Source organism: Streptomyces sp. NPDC005492, assembly GCF_040605995.1.
GTDB lineage: Bacteria > Actinomycetota > Actinomycetes > Streptomycetales > Streptomycetaceae > Streptomyces.
In genome coordinates, this window is record NZ_JBEXDX010000085.1 from 1 (window position 1) to 16,185 (window position 16,185).

A 16,185-nucleotide genomic window follows, 5' to 3' on the forward strand; every position below is an offset into this window, starting at 1 on the left:
TTGTCGAAGCACTCAAAGCGCGGCATACAGCAAGACATCTCGCTCGGCCCCTGCCCAGAGCTGATCCAACTCCCAGCCCTCAACGCCTATTAGGCCTACAGCTCCCGAGGATTCCGCGCCTACCTGCGCAAACGCGGCATCGCCTGCACCATCCCAGAAAGAGCCGACCAGCAGCGATACCGGCACAACCGCGGCAGCCGCGGCGGCCGGCCACCGGCATTCGACCGTCAAATCTATTGGCGCCGCAACATAGTCGAGCGCTGCTTCAACCGCCTCAAGGCCTTCCGCAGCATCGCCACCAGATACGACAAGACCGCCACCTTCTACGAGGCAGCGGTCAGTCTCGCATCATTCCTGCTCTGGGCAAGATCCGTTTGAAGACGGACTCTAGTGATGCTCGGTCGTTGCAGTCTTGAGCTGCTGTGGGCTCGGGGCGGGTAGTAGCGCGATCTGAGCAGACGGCCTCTGGCCCAGGTGAACGTTCCACGCGACCAGAGACCGTGTGCATTGCGCTGTCTCAGCCGTCACGATCGGTACAACGTGGGTCAAGACGGCGGATGTTGAATGCGGATGCCGCTGGGAACGGAGTCGTCGGTGTTGATCACGAACCTCCCTTCCGCCTCCTCCCGGGACATCTGCCGTATCGCGTCCACGTCGCCCTCCGGCCATTGCGTCTCCGGAGTCCACTTCACCTCCGCGAGCATCGCGCCGCGCAGACTCGCACCCTGGAGAAGGGCGCCGCTGAGGTCCGCCTCGCGCAGGTCGGCACCGTCCAGGCTCGCCTGCCGCAGGTCGGCCATCACCAGCTTGGCGTCGCCGAGATAGGCACCCGACAGGTCGGCGCCGTTGAGGAAGGCTCGGCCCAGATCGGCCTCCCGCAGATCCGCCCCGCGCAGGTACGCGCCGCACAGATCGGCCTCCTGGAGCAGCGCCCAGCCCAGGAAGGCTCCGCCCAGGAAGGACATGCTCAGATCCGCGCCGCGCAGGTCCGCGGCGGAGACGAACGCGCCGGAGAGGTTTGCACTGCGCAGGCTCGTGCCGATGAGCGTCGCCTCGACCAGGCTCACCCCGCGCAGCATGGACTCTGCGAGCCGCTCGCCGCTCAGGTCAACGCCGTTGAGGTTCTCACCGCGCAGAGCCTTTCCGTGCTGCATCGCACGGACCGCACTCGAACGCGTCAGCGTTCCCTCGCCGGCCCTGTTCGAGTCCTCGCTCGTAGTAGGAGACGCCATCTGCCTCCACTCCCCTCGTCAAATCGTCGTCTTCACGAGTTCTCCGGATGCCTGCGCCGCATCGCGCACAAGGCCTCTGACATGACTGCGTACCGGGTCCTCACGCTCGCGCCGGACCGGGTGGAGGAAGTAGGCGTCCGCGGCGCTCTCAGCAATCTTCAGGTCGATGGGCGCCTGATGAGGGCGGTAGCGATTGAACCGGGCCATGTGTGCGGGATACGAGCGCGCCATCACACCGACGCTGTCGGCGAGTGAAGGGAGCAGCAGTTCCTGCAACGTCCATGACCGCTGCGGATGCTGATTCCTCTCCACGAAGGCCCGGAGCCGGGGGTAGTTGTCGCTGGACAGGACGGCCGAGATGTAGCCGCGCCCTAAGACCTGCGCCGGGCTGAAGCACCGGTTCAGATATTCCATGCCCAGGATCTCGGTGAGTTCCTGGCGTTCACCGGCCAGCGTGCGGTACGCCGGCCACAGCGACACCTGGGGGATTCCGCGTCGCAGTCCCGGCGCGAGATAGTCGGCCGCCTCCATCTGATGTCCGATGAAGTCCAGGAACCCCGGCTTGATGAAGGCCAGGTCCGTCTCGACGTTGACGATGTGGTCGTAGTCCTCTCGGTGCGCCCACTCAAGGACATCGAAGAAAGCCGGGGTGATCTTCATGTACTTCAGTGGGCGCCCGGGAGAGACGCGACGCAGTCCGAAGGGAGTCTCCCGCTGCGGCCCCGAGTTGTACCAGGCGATGTCGGCCCCCGGGCAGAATGCGCGCAGACTGAGCACCAGGTCCTCGAATGCGTCATCCACCGTGTCACTGATGATCACAAAACAGGTTGTCACACCCGACACTTGCCCTTCGCCCATCCTTCCCTCCATCCACGCGCGCCGGTGGTCCCGGTCACCTGTCACCGCTCCTCACCCGCCGTCACCACGCCGGCGTCACCGACCGGGAACTCGCCATCGAACAGTTCGAGCAAGGACGTCGCTTTCACCCGGGTCTCCTCGAACTCGGCGTCCGCGTCTGACAGCGCGGTGATGGCTCCCCCGGTTCCGAAGGAGATCCTGTCGTCGGAGATGACCGCCGTCCTGATCACAACGCTGAGATCCGCGGCGCCGGAGAGCGAGAAGTAGCCCAGAGCGCCGGAGTAGATCCCGCGCGGCCCCTCCTCCAGCCTGTCGATGATCCGCATGGTGCGGATCTTCGGCGCACCGGTCATGGAACCCGGCGGAAACGCGGCTCGTACGCACTGCACGGCTCCCTGATCCGGTCTCAGCCGGGCAAGTACGGTACTGACCAGCTGATGCACCGTCGCGAAGCTCTCCACTGCGAACAGCGGGTCGACCCGGACCGAGCCGATCTCGGCGCATCGGCTCAGGTCGTGCCGGACCAGATCCACGATCATGAGGTTCTCCGCACGGTCCTTCGGGTCCTGCGCGAGATCGTTCCGCAGGCGTTCGTCCTCGGCGGGATCCGCCGAACGCGGCCGAGTGCCCTTGATGGGCTTCGAGGCCACTTCTCCGTCGGCGCCTATGCGCAGGAAACGCTCGGGAGAGGAGCTGAGCACCGACACCTGCCCAAGCCGGAGCAGCGCGCCGTACGGCACCGGATTGCGCCGGCGCATCAGCTGATAGGTGTGCCAGGCGTCGAACGTCCCGCTGCTGTGCAGCATGTTGGTCAGGCAGATCTCGTACGACTCCCCCGCCTCGATCTCCTTGTGGCACGCGGCGATCAGCTCCAGATAACGCTCCCTTTCGTGCCGGAGTCGCCACTCGTCGACCACGCCCGGTAGTTCGTCTGCCGGTGTCACCGTGGGGGGGTGCTTCCCCGCCTCTTCGGCCAGCTCTTCCAGGATGCGCCGCGTCCGGAGAAACCACTCCGCCGACGACGCCGTGTCACCGTCCTTCACCAGGACCAGGAGATACGTCTCGCGCCGTTCGTGGTCGAAGGCCACTGCCCGGTCGGCGAAAACCATCGCCGCGTCGGGTTGTGGTGAATGGTGGGCAAACTCGCCGCCGCACTCCGCTTTCAACTCGTACCCCAGGTACCCCACCCACCCCAGTGCAAAATCGAAGGGCAGTTGCGGCACCTCGACCCGGTGCACGTTCAGGTCCTGGTCGAGCCAGTCGAAGAACGACCCCGTGGAGACGTCCCGGCCGTCGGCGGAGGTGACTACGACACGCCCGTCCGCGACATGCGCCTTGACAACCCTCGCCAGCGGGCCACTGGCGTCTCCCATGAAGGAGAAGCGCCCGGCCCGGTCGCCGGTACGGCTGCTGTCGAGCCAGAACGAGTGCGACGAGTCACCGTACAGCGCGCCGAAGGCCGCTTCGGACGGAACCTCGAAGGGCAGTCTGCGTACGTCCACTCGCCATGCGGCCGGACCACGAGGCGGAGTACGGGCGGCCTGCCGTGAATCGGCTTCACGGGTGAGGCGCATGAAGTTGCCCAGAATCTGTCGGCCATGGGGGGTGCCGATCGACTCGGGGTGGAACTGCACGCCCCACAGAGGGCGCTCACGATGTCGTACCGCCATCAGCACGTCGTCCTGGGTCCACGCGATGGCTTGCAGTTCGGCCGGCAGGTCGGTCGCCACCAGTGAGTGATAGCGGATGGCACTGAACGGTGAGGGGACACCCGCGAAGAGTTCGTCTCCGTGGTGCACCACCGGCGACTCGCGGCCATGGAAGATCTCGGGCGCGGCCGCCACCTGCGCGCCATAGACATGACACATCCCTTGGTGGCCGAGGCAAACGCCCAGCACCGGGATCCGCGCCTCGCGGATGACCTCCGCGCAGATGCCGAAGTCCTCGGCCTCGGCGGGATTGCCGGGCCCCGGAGAGATCACGACGTTGTCGAATTCATCGAGCGTCGACAGGGTCCAGCCGGGTTCGTCGTTCCTGATGACGACCGGGGCCACACCGTTCATCGCGGCGATGTAATGGGCGAGGTTGTGCGTGAACGAGTCGTAGTTGTCAATGATGAGAGTGCGCATCGGTTTCCTTTTGGGCCTGCAGGAGGTCCCGATCGCGGATCATCTTTCCGTTCGCGTTGCGCCGGACGGCTGCGGAGAGCCGGAAGACCTTCGGCACCTTGTAGTCCGCGAGCCGGGACCGGCACCAGACGGCTAGTTCGGCTGTCGAAAGCTCGGTGTCACCTCCGACGTGGGCCTCGATGATGTCTCCGAAGACGACCACGGCTTCCCGCACCCGAGGGTGCGAGAGGAGGGTCTGCTCGACTTCCGTCAGGTCGACTTTGAGCCCGCCGACCGCGACGATGGAATCGGCCCTGCCCTGATATCTCAGGCTCTCGGACGCGGGATCCAGGTCACACCGGTCGAACGTGCGCAACCACCCGTCCTGGAACCTGTCGGAGCGGTCCGCCCAGAGGTAGGGGCTGTGCGCCATCCGTACGCGGAGTTCCCCGGAGGCGATGTCGACCTCGATCCCGGATGCCGGCCGGCCGATGACCGGGGGCTCAGGCCCGGTAGTGAGGTCCGCGGCGATCAGTCCCGTCTCCGTCGTGCCGTAGACGGGACTGATGGGTACTCCGTACTTCTGCCGGAACTGGGTCCAGACCTTGCCGGGCAGCAGCTCACCGGCCGAGACGGCCAGGCGGAGCGAGGGCATCGGGCCGCGCCCGGAGCGCGCCAGCAACGCGAAGTGCACCGGTACCCCGAGGATTGCGGCAGCCCCGGTGGCGCGGGCGGTCTCCTCGATGTCCCCGACCCGCATCCGTGGCGGAAACGCCATCTGGGCGCCGGACTGCAGGCCGTGCAGTATCCCGCCGACCAGGCCCATCGTGTGGATGACGGAGTTCAGCAGGACGACGCGCTCCCCCGCCTTCGGCATGCCCTCAAGGAGGGTGTACCGCTCCAGCTCCTGCAGCAGGGAGGCCGGAGAGCGCCCGATCACCTTTGGTTGCCCCGTGGAGCCGGAACTCGACTGCACCAGGCAGACGTCCCCGGAGGCGGGGCGGCCGCTCGGCCGGCGCTCCACAGAGGGCGACACGTCCGGGACCAGATAGGTGGTGACCTGGGACGGAGGCTCGGCGGACACCAGGAACTGAGGTTCGCAGATCCGTAGCAGCCGATCCACCTCAAAGGCGGTCGACCGGATGTCGATGAGCATGGCCTGAGCGCCACGGGACCAGACGGCGAGCAGGGCGTGAAGGAGCGACAGGCTGGGTGCCATTCGGATGGCGACGGACGATCCGGGACCGATGCCCGCAGCCTCCATCTGCCCGGCCAGGTGCTCGACCTGCGCCCGTAACTCCCCATAGGTGACACCGCGGTCGGCCAGGACCCACAGCTCGTCGTCCCGGCCTCGTTCCAGAAGTCGCTCGCCCCACCAGGACACCGGCCTCAAGCTCATCACTCCTCCACCGACACACGGTCCGGGAAGGTCTTGGCGAGGTACTCGTGGAGAGCCTTGACCGATGTGAAGGACTCCATGTCCGACCGGTCGGGCACGATCACCAGGTCGTATCGCTCTTCGAGCACGTGCTGGAGCCAAACCAGCGAGAAGGAGTCGACCACGATGGTGCTGTCGACGTCGACCTCGACGGGTTCACCGCCCATGCTGAGGCACTCGATCACCAGCTCCTGGACGTTCTCACGCGTGATCATCTACGTCTTCCTTTCAGACGGGTGGGTTCAGACAGAAAACTCGAAGTGCCGGGTGCGGGCCGATTCCGGCTCGACGTCGATCGCGGCACAGAGACCCATGAGGCGCTCCAGCCAGCCGAGCGGGCCCGGCGGCGGGGCGGTGTCGTCCGTTTCTGCCTCCACCAGGTCCAGCCGGGCCGTGTCCCCGTCGCCGAGCCGGCGCAGCAGGAGAGCGGTGGCCGCGTCGTCGGTGGGAAGGCGCGTGTATTCATTGCCGGATGCTGCCAGCTCCTCCGTGCGCCGCACCCTTTCGGTAGGTCGCGTCTCCGCTCCGACGACGAGAACTTGGACCACTTCGGGATCGTCCAGCAGGGTGTCGGCGATCCTCAGGGCCTCGGCCGCGGGATCGTGGACGGCTGACACACATGTCAAAGGCCCGCGGATGGCGTATCGCCGGGTCAAGTGGCTGAGGACGGAGGTGTTCGCGGACTGGTAGAACAGCAGCGGCTTCGGGGGTTTCCCCGCCACCAGGCGCTGGGTGGCGGTGTCCAGCGAGACCGCGTCCCCGTACATGGTGGCGAGCACGATCGCCGTTCCCGAGCCCCGCTGCCCGATGTGGTTGACCGGCCCTCCGGACGGTCCCAGGCACGCGGTGGTCACCGCGTGGACCAACGGACCGAACCGGGAGACCTCGAAGCCCACGACCCGAGGGAGCTCCTGTGGAGCGGCCCCCGGCAGGCCGGCCGCGCCGTCTCCCCACGGAGTCAGACAGGCGGTGCTCACAACGGCGCGTCGAGACAGGTTCGTTGACATCATGCTTCCCTTGGGTCGTACGGGCCGGGGCCGGGTGCGCGAACGTGGTGAGAGCCGCCGCGAATGCCTAGGCGGCGCCCAGTACGAGAGCAGCGTTGGCGCCGCCGAACGCGGCGTTGAGTGACAGGGCATGAGAGACCGTCGCCTGCCTCGCGGTGTGCGGGATGCAGTCGATCGGGCACTCCGGGTCGGCCTCCAGGAAACCTGCTGTGGGAGGCAGCAGACCGTCGGCCATCGCCACGAGCGTGATCACGGCCTCGACCGCACCGGTCGCCTCCAGCATGTGGCCCGTGGTGCTCTTGGTCGAGCTGACCGGCACCGTGGCAGCCCGCTCGCCGAACACCTCACGCAGCGCCCATGACTCGGCCGGGTCATTGCGGGGCGTGCCGGTGCCGTGGGCATTGACATAGCCGATGTCCTCCGTATCCACACCCGCCCGACGCAGGGCCGCTCGGGCGGCTGCTGCCAGTCCGCGGCCCTGCGGATGCGGCTGTACGGGATGATGAGCGTCCGCGGCCAGCCCCCAGCCCAGGACGCTGCCCACGGGTACGGCTTTCCGCCGCTGTGCATGCGCCATGGACTCCAGCACGAGTACGGCGGCTCCGTCACCGTGCAGCAGCCCCTTCCGGCCCTTGGAGAACGGCCGGACCGCGCCGTCGGTGGCAAGGGCCTGTCCCGAGTCGAATTTGGCGAACAGATCCTCTGTGACGAGATGAACGCCGCCGCAGACCACTGAGTCGGCCCTGCCGGTGCTGATGAGCTGCGCGCCGTACGCGATGGCGTTCGTGGCCGCCACACAGGCGTTGACGAACGCCAGCCGGGGACGGCCGAACCCGAACTCCGTGGCGATGAGGTCAGGCAAGCGGCCGGCAAGGCTGTCCCCGACGGCCGAGCCCTCGGCCTGTTTCCCTTCGGCGTCCGCCCTCCAGAAATCCAGGTTCGCCGCATGATCGCCGTTTGTTCCGAGCAGTACCGCAGCGCCCGCCGCGTCGTGGCCCGCCATCGCCAGTGCGTCCCCGACGCACTGGCGCAGCACTTGCAATTGGGTCGGTGCTGGGTCGCCAGGATGCTCGGCCGCGCACTTGGCGTGATAGGGAGACGGATCGAAGCGGCTGACCTTGGTGAAGACCGGCCGACCGGCGAACACACCGTGCCGGAGCGCCTGGGCACCGAAGCCGAACGCCGTGAAGACGCCGTACCCGGTGACGACAACCTCGCGCAAACCGAGAACCTCCAGGTAGTCGTGGTGAATGACGCGGTGTCATTGCGCTGACAGCGTCCAGTGGCGGGACACCGCTGGTCAGGGCAGGAGTTCGTCGAGGTCGGGAACCGTGCCGAAGAGGCCGTCCTTGCGACCGAGTTCAGCCAGGACCTCGACAGAGGGCCGATTGACGCCGACAGGCCACCTCGGCAGGACCAGCTGTTCCGTCGTCGCCTCCGGAATCTTCATGTACGTCGCCAGAATCTGCCGGGCGTCGTCCGGATGCGCCTGGGCGTATGCGAGGGATTCCGCAGTGGCTTCGCGGAATTTCCTCACCACCTCTGCGTTCTCCTTCGCGTACCGAGCCGAGGTGAAGTACAGGGCGACGGTCAAATTGTCGTCGACGTCGACGTAGTTGGACGCGATGACGCGCCCTCCCTGTGCCTTGACGGTGGCGAGTGCGGGTTCGCTGACCCATGCGGCGTCGATCTGTCCACCGTCGAGGGCCGCGGGCATTTGGTCGAAGGGCAGCTCGACGAAACGGATCTTGGCCGGATCGCCGCCCGCCCTGCGTACCGATTCACGAACGGATGTGTCGCCTATGTTCTGCAGCGTGTTGACCGCAACCTTCTTGCCTTCCAGGTCTTTTGCGGTCTTGATCACACTGTTGTTCTTCACGGTGATGCCGCTGTAATCCGCACCCTGTTCACCGGTCGAGGCAGAGGCGACGGAGACACCTTTCACTGCGATGCCCTTGCTCTGCGCAAGTATCAGCGACGTCACGTTCGAGAAACCGAAGGAGAACTGGCCGCTGATGACACCGGGGACAACCGCGGCCCCGCCCTGGGCGGGCACCATCTGCAGCTTTATCCCGCGTTTGCCGTAAAAGCCCTTCTTCTGGCCGAGATAGAGCGGAGCCACGTCGACAATGGGCACGACACCGACCTTGAGAGTGTTGATGTCACCGGCCGACCGAGCGTCCGGTTCATCCGAGGAGCAGGCAGCGGTGACCACGACCAGAGAGACGACGGAGAGCCGGACGAGCAGGCGACGCACGGGTGAACGGTCCAGCGGCACGAGCATCGGACGGCATCTCGGGAGCATCTGAAAATCGCCTCCTGGAAAATAAAGTCGGACCGCCGGTTCAATTCACGATAAGAGAGTTCCCCGTCTTCCGCCGTCACAGCAACTCGGTCGGTCCGAGAATCGCTACAGAAAATGACGCAAGGCACACTCGATCCAGCGATTGACCGACCCACCTGGAGGACGAAAAGGGAAGAAGAATCATCCGCAGCCCCGCGGACCCAGCGACTTCATCTTCCCGGATCACTGACACTCCGAGCAACCCCTTTGGCCAATACCGAACGGCGCACAGGAGGCACAGCATGCCCTTTCTGCCGAACCCGCCCGTCCGACTAGGCAATACACCCGGCACGCCACACCCTTCGACACAGTCCATCCTGTGGACAACCAAAATGGGACCATGACTGGACCTCCCCTCGGAGCGTCAGGAAGTTCGGAATACCGAACCCCTCACTGAAACCGCCGACCGCCGCAAACAAAGGACCTGCACGAAAAACTCACAGGAATCGAAAATTCCACTTCGCGGGTCGACCAGGACTGGGTCCGGACCGGAAGGGTATTCACCTCTCCGCTTTCTCGTACAGGATGCCGTAGCGCCCATTTTCGGCCACACGACGTCGCGATCACACGGACACCCGCAGGTGATCAGGAACCTCGTCCGTGAGCTGCTGGACGGCGCCCCGATATATCCACCCGATGGCCGTCCAAGCCAGTACGGCCGCGAGGAAGAACGCGCTCGCGTTGCCCGTCGCGGCCGCGACAGCGCTGCCGAGAACAGGGCCGAGCGCGTTGGCCCCCCAGATGAACGGCAGCGCAACGCCGTTGACACGCCCCATCATCTGTACAGGCGTGGCCTTCTGGAAGAGCGTGATGACTGCCACGTTGGTCAGCGGCCCGGTGAAGCTGGAGATGCACTGGGACGCCACGACCACCGCGAACGCGAACGGCTTGCCGCCCATGGTGGCCGCAGGCAGCAGCACGAAGGCGAGACCGAGCATCCCATGCGTCAGGACGAGCGTGCGCCCCATCCCCAACCGCTCGTTGACCCGCCGCGACACCCCCGCGCCGACCAGCACCGACGCCCCGCCCAGGCTTAGCGCCAGGCCAAGCTGCCCCGCGGAGAAACGCAAGTCCTGGTAGCTGTACACGATGATCATCGCCAGCGTCGACGAGACGGCCATGTTCCCGAAGGCCGCCATCAGCGTGAGGGAGCGCAGCACGCGATTGCCAAGGGTCAGCGCGACACTGCTCCGCAGATCGCGGAGCGTGGTGGCCAGACCTCGTTCCGCCGGCCGTGGCCGGGGTTCCCGCTCACGAATGAACAGCAGCGCCAGGGCGGCGATGAGATAGGACAGCGCGTCCGCCGCGACCGCCCGGGCCGCGCCGACCAGGCTCACCAGGCCACCGCCCGCCGATCTACCCACCGTAAGGGCGACGGAGCGGCTCAGCTGGGTCTTGACGTTGCCCTCGACGAGGTCGGCCCGGTCGAGCAGTTCCGGGATGTAGGCCTGATATGCCAGCTGGAACACCACGTCGAAGACGCCCTTGAGCAGCGCCGCGACGTACAGATGCATGAGGGTGAGGTGACCGAGGACGGCTGCCAGCGGCAGCGAGCCGAGGACAAGGCAGCGAGCGACGTTGGCGACCTGCATCATCGGTCGCCTGCGCAGCCGATCGGTGAAGACGCCCATGATCGGCGCGAGAAGCACGAACGGCAGCCACTGCAACGCCACCAAGGCGCCGACCCCAACGGCGCCGGTCCCCAGCACGAGGACCGACAGGGACGGCAACGCCACCACGCTGATCTCATTGCCCAGGAGACTGACCGATTCCCCGGACCACAGCAGGAGGAAGGGCCGGTTACGAGCCAACAACGACTTCCGACGGGTCGGCTCGCCTTTCAGGGTCCCGCGAACATCTTGCGTTGAGCGCGTCACGACTCCCCCTGGCTGAGACAAACAACCCGCCGGCTGAGACAAACAACCCGCTGGCAAACCGCTTGACATCGTGGCATTGCACCTTTCGGCCAGCAAGCGCTTTCCAGCCAACCCGTGTCCTAAACTAAATCTCTTGCGACCGTGAAACAGTTCCCCTACGCTGCAAGCGCTTGTCGAGCCGATAGTGCCCAGACGGGCCATATCCATGGGGCCGGCGTTCACACACTTTATTTCTCCACCGAGTGGAGGGTCTCCTGCGCCGCTACTGGAGCGAGGATATTTATGGCCATGCCAGAGAGCGTTCACAACGTGAACGTCAGCGTCGCAGGCTGCACTGCCCGATCCGGAATACTTACCTGGGCACAGCAGGACATAATTGATTATGTTCGCCGGGATCCCTACCTTCAGGCAATCGTGGACACTCCACATCGCCCCCGTCTGGACGACTTCCTCGAAGCCATTCGTACGGTCGTGCGGCGACACGAGTCACTTCGCACGCTGTTCGTCGAGGAAAACGGAGTTCCTGCCCGCCAGGACGTCCAGGACGACGTGAACGTCCCTGTTCTCGTGATGTCCGCGCCCGCATCGGATGGCGACGGGGAGGTCCTTGTTTCTGCGCTGCGCCATCGGCCGATCAACACCGCCAAGGAGCTCTCGTACCGAATCGGTCTCCTGCTCGACGACGGGACCGTGAGGCGTGTCGCCGTGGTGGTGTCCCATCTGATGGTCGACGGCTGGGGCTTCGAGAACCTTCTGACCGAGCTGCTCAAGGAGACACGCGCGGTCGGCCACGGACAGCCCACTCCTCGCGAGGTCTTCCAACAACTCGACCAGGTGGAATGGGAGTCCGGGAAGTCCGGTGAGCGACGCAAGGACCTGGCTCTCGCCCATCACCGGTCGGACGCGCTACTCCTGGAGACGCTCCGTCCGTCATGGGGAAAGCCGGCCCGCCCCGTTGAGTCCGTCCATCTCGGCGGCATGTCGCTGGGCCTCGGATCCGCACAACTGGAGGCGACGGCACGACGTTTGTCAGTCGGCGTGCCGTCACTGCTGTTGGCCGCGTACACCACGGCGGTCTCCGCAGCACTCGACATCGGCGCGTTCCTGGTCATGCTGCACTGCGCCAACAGGTTCAGCCCGTCGCGTATGCGATCCGTCAGCCGGCTCAAGACCACGACGACCATGCCGGTCACCGAGGCGGACGGCACCCTGCATGAGGTTGCTGCCGCGACACGGGAACTGTCCTTGATGGCGTATCAGCACTCCCAGTACCCCCCGGGTGAGCACGCGCAGATGATGGATGAGGTCCTACCGGGCCGGCAGGAAGGTGCGCCCCTCATCGTTGAGTTCAACGACCGCAGGGCGATATTCGATCCGGCGGTCGGCACATCACCCGGAGCAGGTGTCGACCTGACGCCTTTCCCGGATGATCCGGTGGTCTCACCGAAACCGATCCGGCGTGCCTCCCAACCCGTGCTTTGCCTCGCGATCGACCCGTGTCTGCGCACCGGAGGAGCAGCCCTGAAGGTGGAGACGAACCTGTTGTCGCGTGACATGATCGGTGACTTCCTGTCCGGTATCCGCGATCACCTCGACCGAGAGTTCCGCACGTCCCGTTGAGCCCCCTCACCGTCGGCTCATGGCGTCACGGTGTCCTGTGCCGCCGGCCTGACTGAGTCCGGTCAAGCGGAGCGTGGCGGGTTCCCCGCGACCGCGGTGGCACGGGCCCGTCTCACCGGCGGCGTAGCTCCGGCCCGTTCTCCACTGAGCCCCGAGGACCGCAGCCGCTCGTCCCACTCGGCCCGTGCCGACTCAGCCCTGCCCCGTGCCGGAAAACGCGCACACCGTTCCGGAAGGACGTCGCAATGGCAATGCTGGCCATTCAAGGTGGACAGCCGGTGGGACACTTCACCGTTCCCGCCTGGCCTCGCCCCGCACCGAACGCTCTGCGCAACCTGCAGGCCGTACTCGAATCCGGCCGTTGGTCCCTGCCTGGCCCCTGGCAGGGCCACGCGTCGGCCGAGGCCCGATTCGCGGCTCACTTCGCTGACTTCCTCGGGGCTCCACACTGCGTTCCCACCACCAACGGATCATCAGCTCTGGTCGTCGCGATGGAAGCGCTCGACGTCGGCGTCGGGGACGAGGTCATTGTGCCCGGACTGACGTGGGTGGCGAACGCCTCCACCGTCCTCGCCGTGAACGCGACGCCAGTCATGGTGGACATCGACCCCTCCACCCTGTGCGCGTCCCCCACCGCCATCGAGGCGGCCGTAACCGAGCGGACCCGGGCAATCGTGGTGGTACACCTGTTCAGTTCGGTCGTGGATCTCGACGCCGTCCTGGCGATCGGTGAGCGACACGGGATTCCCGTCATCGAGGACTGTTCCCATGCCCACGGGGCCTCCTGGCGTGGACGACGTGTGGGCACGTGGGGCACCGTCGGAACGTTCAGCATGCAGGAGAAGAAGTTGCTGACCTCGGGCGAAGGCGGTGCGGTCGTCTGCCGGGATCCCGACCTCGCCGACCGGATGTTCCAGCTCCGTTCCGACGGACGTCGGCTCGCGGCGCGCCCGGTCGAAGGCGAGTCGGAACTGGTCGCCGATTGCTCGGTGGCCGGGACCAATTACTGCATGTCCGAACTGTGCGCCGCGGTGCTGGACGCCCAACTCGAAGCCCTGCCCGAGCAGAACCTGCGCCGCGCCGAGAACGCGGCCACCGTCGACAAGCTTCTCCAGGAGCTGCCGGGTCTGGCGCCGGTACGGGCGCTGCCGTCAGTGACCGAACGCACGTATTACCAGTACGCCGTACGGATCGACCGAGAGGCGTTCGGCGGGGTCACGGCCGAGACGGTGAGCCGTGCCCTGGCCGCCGAAACCGGTCTACCGTTCCAGACGCCCTACCCCCCGATGTACCGGCACCCTCTCCACCGCCCCCGCACCAAGCGGCGATTCCTCCTGGTAGGCCGTGATCCGAGTCGGCTGGACGGTCCCGCCGGTGGCCTGCCCGAGACGGAGCGGGCGCATCGGGAGGTGCTGACGCTCCATCACTCGGTGCTGCTCGCGCCTGCCGGAGCCTTCGAGACGCTGCCCGCCGCGATCGAGAAACTGCAGCAGCAGGCGGGAAGTCTACGCGCCGTGGAGTCTGCCAGGTAACACCGCGCCCTCGGAGCGAGCGTTCGCTCGGGCTCCTCTCGCGACATCCGACGGACCTCGTCGCCCCTCTACTCCACGTCGGTGCCCAGGGCCGGAGCCGATCGCGCTCCGTGTCGACGGACAGCCGTCGCCCTTTTGGACACATGGGAACAACCACCACGGAGGTACAGCAGTGACGACGGATGATGGCGTCGACAACAGGTACGACGCCGTCGTGGTCGGCTCCGGTTTCGCGGGGTCGTGGGCGGCGAAAGAGCTGACCGAGGCCGGTTTCCGCACACTCGTCCTGGAGGCCGGCCCACCACGGACAGCCGACGAAGTCCCCGACCGGTCGCCGCACGTCCCCGGGTCGGACGCGAAGGGCGACGTCAGCCAGTTCGGCGGATTCACGGCGCAGCTCGACGGCAGTGTCTTCGCGGTCTCCGGGAGCGACACCGGGCGTCTGTGGACGAGCCGGTACGTGCAGGGCCGCCACCCCGGCTTCGTTCCCCGGGGCCCTCACCTCTTCGTCGATGACGCGCAGCACCCGTATCAGACGCCGCGGGACGCGCCGTATTACTGGATCCGCGGCATGCAGGTCGGTGGACGCTCGCTGACCTGGGGCGGCACGGCACTGCGGCTCTCGCCCCAGGAGCTCGACGCCGCGGACTTCGACGGCGTGCCCCTGTCCTGGCCGGTGCGGTACGAGGACTTGGCGGACGCGTACAGCACCGTTGAAGAACTCATGGGATTACGGGGCAGTGCGGAAGGGCTGCCGCAGCTTCCCGACAGCGTGTACCGATACGCGCCGCACGCGCTGACGCCAGCCGAAAGGGACTTTCAGGCGGCCTACTCGCAGTCGGGGACGCGCCCCGTGCCGGTCCGGTACATTCCGCCGGAGAGCGACGGCGAGAAGTGGCCGGGGTTTACGATGCAGGCCACAGCTCTCGCGGCCGCCGAACGGACAGGTCGCCTGCTTCTGCGGCCGAACGCTTTCTCGACTGAGGTGTCCGTCGACCCAACGACGGGCCGGGCGACCGGCATCCGCTACGTCGACACGACAGACGGAACCCGGCACCATGCAACCAGCCGAGTCGTCTTCCTGTGCTGCGGCACCGTCGAAACGGCCCGTCTCATGCTCAACTCAAAGAGCCCACGCCACCCGTTCGGGCTCGGCAACTCCAGCGGTTGGGTGGGACGTGGGCTCATGGACCATCCCACGGTGTCAGCCACCGGCGTACTCGACGGCTACCCGCATGCCGTCGACTACGAATGGTCTCCCCGGCAGCGTGGCCTGGTCGTGCCTCCCGGGTTGACGAGCCACGGTGACGTACGGCCCTTCGGAATGTGGGCGAACCTTCAGCGGCTCACCTCTGACGGGCTGGCTCTGGGCAGTATCGACGCCCAGGGCGAGATGTTGCCGTACCGGCACAACCGGGTCACGCTCAGCAATACGCGGGACCGGTGGGGCGTCCCTCTTCCAGTGATCGAATGCGCGTACGGACCTCATGAGGAGCGGCTGTACGCCGCGATGCGACGCGGCATCGAGCAGGCCGCCGCCGCCGGGGGGCTGCGCATCACCGCCATGTCGGAGACATTGACCGTCCCCGGGCTGAACGTACACGACCTCGGCACCGCCAGGATGGGATCAGACTCCGACACCTCTGTGCTCGACTCCCACAACCGCTGCTGGGACTGCCCGAACGTCTTCATCACCGACGGGGCTTGCTTCCCTTCCGCCGCGTGGCAGAACCCGACGCTCACCATCATGGCAATATCAGCCAGGGCAGGCCGCTACGCGTCCGAGCTCCTACGCGAGGGAGCGCACTGACACACACGCAAAAAGCTGGCGCGCGAGAATGACGCCGGGGTCTGCCGCACGATCGGGTGACATCTTGAACTGGCTTGCCCTGCGGGGCAGGTGGGAAGGATGCCGCTGCGCCCAAGCCCTATCCGGAAGTGTTCCGCCTGAGCTTGTTCCACTTTGACGGACACCATTGCTGTGGTGGTCAGGCTGCGAGTGCGGTCTCGTATTAGGCGGGGCTTCGGTAACCGAGCTGCTGTGCAGACGGCGCAAGTTGTACCAGCCCTCGATGACCCTGTTGCTCAATTCGAGGGAGTTTGCGTCGATCACTCGGTCGGAGGCAGGCGGAGAGACGGATCCTGCTGGTCAGGGGTGCGTGAAGGGGT

At 66.4% G+C, this 16,185-nt stretch carries 12 protein-coding genes and 1 pseudogene; 4 read left to right on the plus strand and 9 right to left on the minus strand.

What is annotated here, in order from left to right; all coding sequences use genetic code 11:
* Positions 1-114: 114 nt before the first annotated feature.
* Positions 115-378: pseudogene (locus tag ABZT04_RS44780) on the plus strand (transposase); the annotation flags it as partial.
* A 167-nt stretch (positions 379-545) separates the two neighbouring features.
* Here ABZT04_RS44780 and ABZT04_RS44785 read toward each other — a convergent pair.
* The 9 genes from ABZT04_RS44785 to ABZT04_RS44825 form a co-directional block, all read right to left on the minus strand.
* Positions 546-1,154, minus strand: a complete 609-nt coding sequence (locus ABZT04_RS44785) for a pentapeptide repeat-containing protein (RefSeq protein ID WP_356066164.1) — start codon at positions 1,152-1,154, stop codon at positions 546-548.
* Between the two features lie 96 nt (positions 1,155-1,250).
* Positions 1,251-2,090 carry a hypothetical protein gene (locus ABZT04_RS44790; protein ID WP_356066167.1) on the minus strand — a complete coding sequence of 280 codons (840 nt, stop codon included), beginning with the start codon at positions 2,088-2,090 and terminating at the stop codon, positions 1,251-1,253.
* Positions 2,091-2,131: 41 nt separating this feature from the next.
* On the minus strand, positions 2,132-4,219 hold the full coding sequence (pabB, locus tag ABZT04_RS44795) for an aminodeoxychorismate synthase component I (RefSeq protein ID WP_356066170.1): 2,088 nt from the start codon (positions 4,217-4,219) through the stop codon (positions 2,132-2,134).
* A complete protein-coding gene (locus tag ABZT04_RS44800) occupies positions 4,200-5,597 on the minus strand; it encodes a class I adenylate-forming enzyme family protein (protein WP_356066173.1) in 1,398 nt (465 codons plus the stop codon). Before ABZT04_RS44800 ends, pabB begins: the two co-directional genes overlap by 20 nt.
* Positions 5,597-5,851 (minus strand): acyl carrier protein, encoded by a 255-nt coding sequence (locus tag ABZT04_RS44805; protein WP_356066175.1) that lies wholly within the window; start codon positions 5,849-5,851, stop codon positions 5,597-5,599. Before ABZT04_RS44805 ends, ABZT04_RS44800 begins: the two co-directional genes overlap by 1 nt.
* 27 nt (positions 5,852-5,878) lie before the next feature.
* Complete coding sequence (locus ABZT04_RS44810) at positions 5,879-6,532, minus strand: hypothetical protein (protein ID WP_356066178.1); 654 nt, start codon at positions 6,530-6,532, stop codon at positions 5,879-5,881.
* A gap of 178 nt (positions 6,533-6,710) precedes the next feature.
* The gene (locus ABZT04_RS44815; RefSeq protein ID WP_356066181.1) at positions 6,711-7,865 is read right to left on the minus strand and encodes a beta-ketoacyl-[acyl-carrier-protein] synthase family protein; all 1,155 of its coding nucleotides are present in this window, start codon (positions 7,863-7,865) and stop codon (positions 6,711-6,713) included.
* 78 nt (positions 7,866-7,943) lie between these two features.
* On the minus strand, positions 7,944-8,900 hold the full coding sequence (locus ABZT04_RS44820; RefSeq protein ID WP_356066195.1) for an ABC transporter substrate-binding protein: 957 nt from the start codon (positions 8,898-8,900) through the stop codon (positions 7,944-7,946).
* A 650-nt stretch (positions 8,901-9,550) separates the two neighbouring features.
* On the minus strand, positions 9,551-10,864 hold the full coding sequence (locus ABZT04_RS44825; RefSeq protein ID WP_356066184.1) for an MFS transporter: 1,314 nt from the start codon (positions 10,862-10,864) through the stop codon (positions 9,551-9,553).
* Positions 10,865-11,173: 309 nt separating this feature from the next.
* Between ABZT04_RS44825 and ABZT04_RS44830 the strand changes: the two genes are divergently transcribed.
* From ABZT04_RS44830 to ABZT04_RS44840, 3 genes are all read left to right on the plus strand, one after another.
* Positions 11,174-12,484, plus strand: a complete 1,311-nt coding sequence (locus ABZT04_RS44830) for a condensation domain-containing protein (RefSeq protein ID WP_356066187.1) — start codon at positions 11,174-11,176, stop codon at positions 12,482-12,484.
* Between the two features lie 278 nt (positions 12,485-12,762).
* Positions 12,763-14,016 carry a DegT/DnrJ/EryC1/StrS family aminotransferase gene (locus tag ABZT04_RS44835; RefSeq protein ID WP_356066189.1) on the plus strand — a complete coding sequence of 418 codons (1,254 nt, stop codon included), beginning with the start codon at positions 12,763-12,765 and terminating at the stop codon, positions 14,014-14,016.
* Between the two features lie 172 nt (positions 14,017-14,188).
* Positions 14,189-15,826, plus strand: coding sequence for a GMC family oxidoreductase (locus ABZT04_RS44840; protein ID WP_356066192.1), 1,638 nt, complete (start codon positions 14,189-14,191; stop codon positions 15,824-15,826).
* Positions 15,827-16,185 lie beyond the last annotated feature (359 nt).

Coding starts and splice junctions, on each gene's coding strand:
- ABZT04_RS44785 (WP_356066164.1), bottom strand. CDS start 1,154: ATGCAGCACGGAAAGGCTCTGCGCGGTGAGAACCTCAACGGCGTTGAC.
- ABZT04_RS44790 (WP_356066167.1), bottom strand. CDS start 2,090: ATGGGCGAAGGGCAAGTGTCGGGTGTGACAACCTGTTTTGTGATCATC.
- pabB (WP_356066170.1), bottom strand. CDS start 4,219: ATGCGCACTCTCATCATTGACAACTACGACTCGTTCACGCACAACCTC.
- ABZT04_RS44800 (WP_356066173.1), bottom strand. CDS start 5,597: ATGAGCTTGAGGCCGGTGTCCTGGTGGGGCGAGCGACTTCTGGAACGA.
- ABZT04_RS44805 (WP_356066175.1), bottom strand. CDS start 5,851: ATGATCACGCGTGAGAACGTCCAGGAGCTGGTGATCGAGTGCCTCAGC.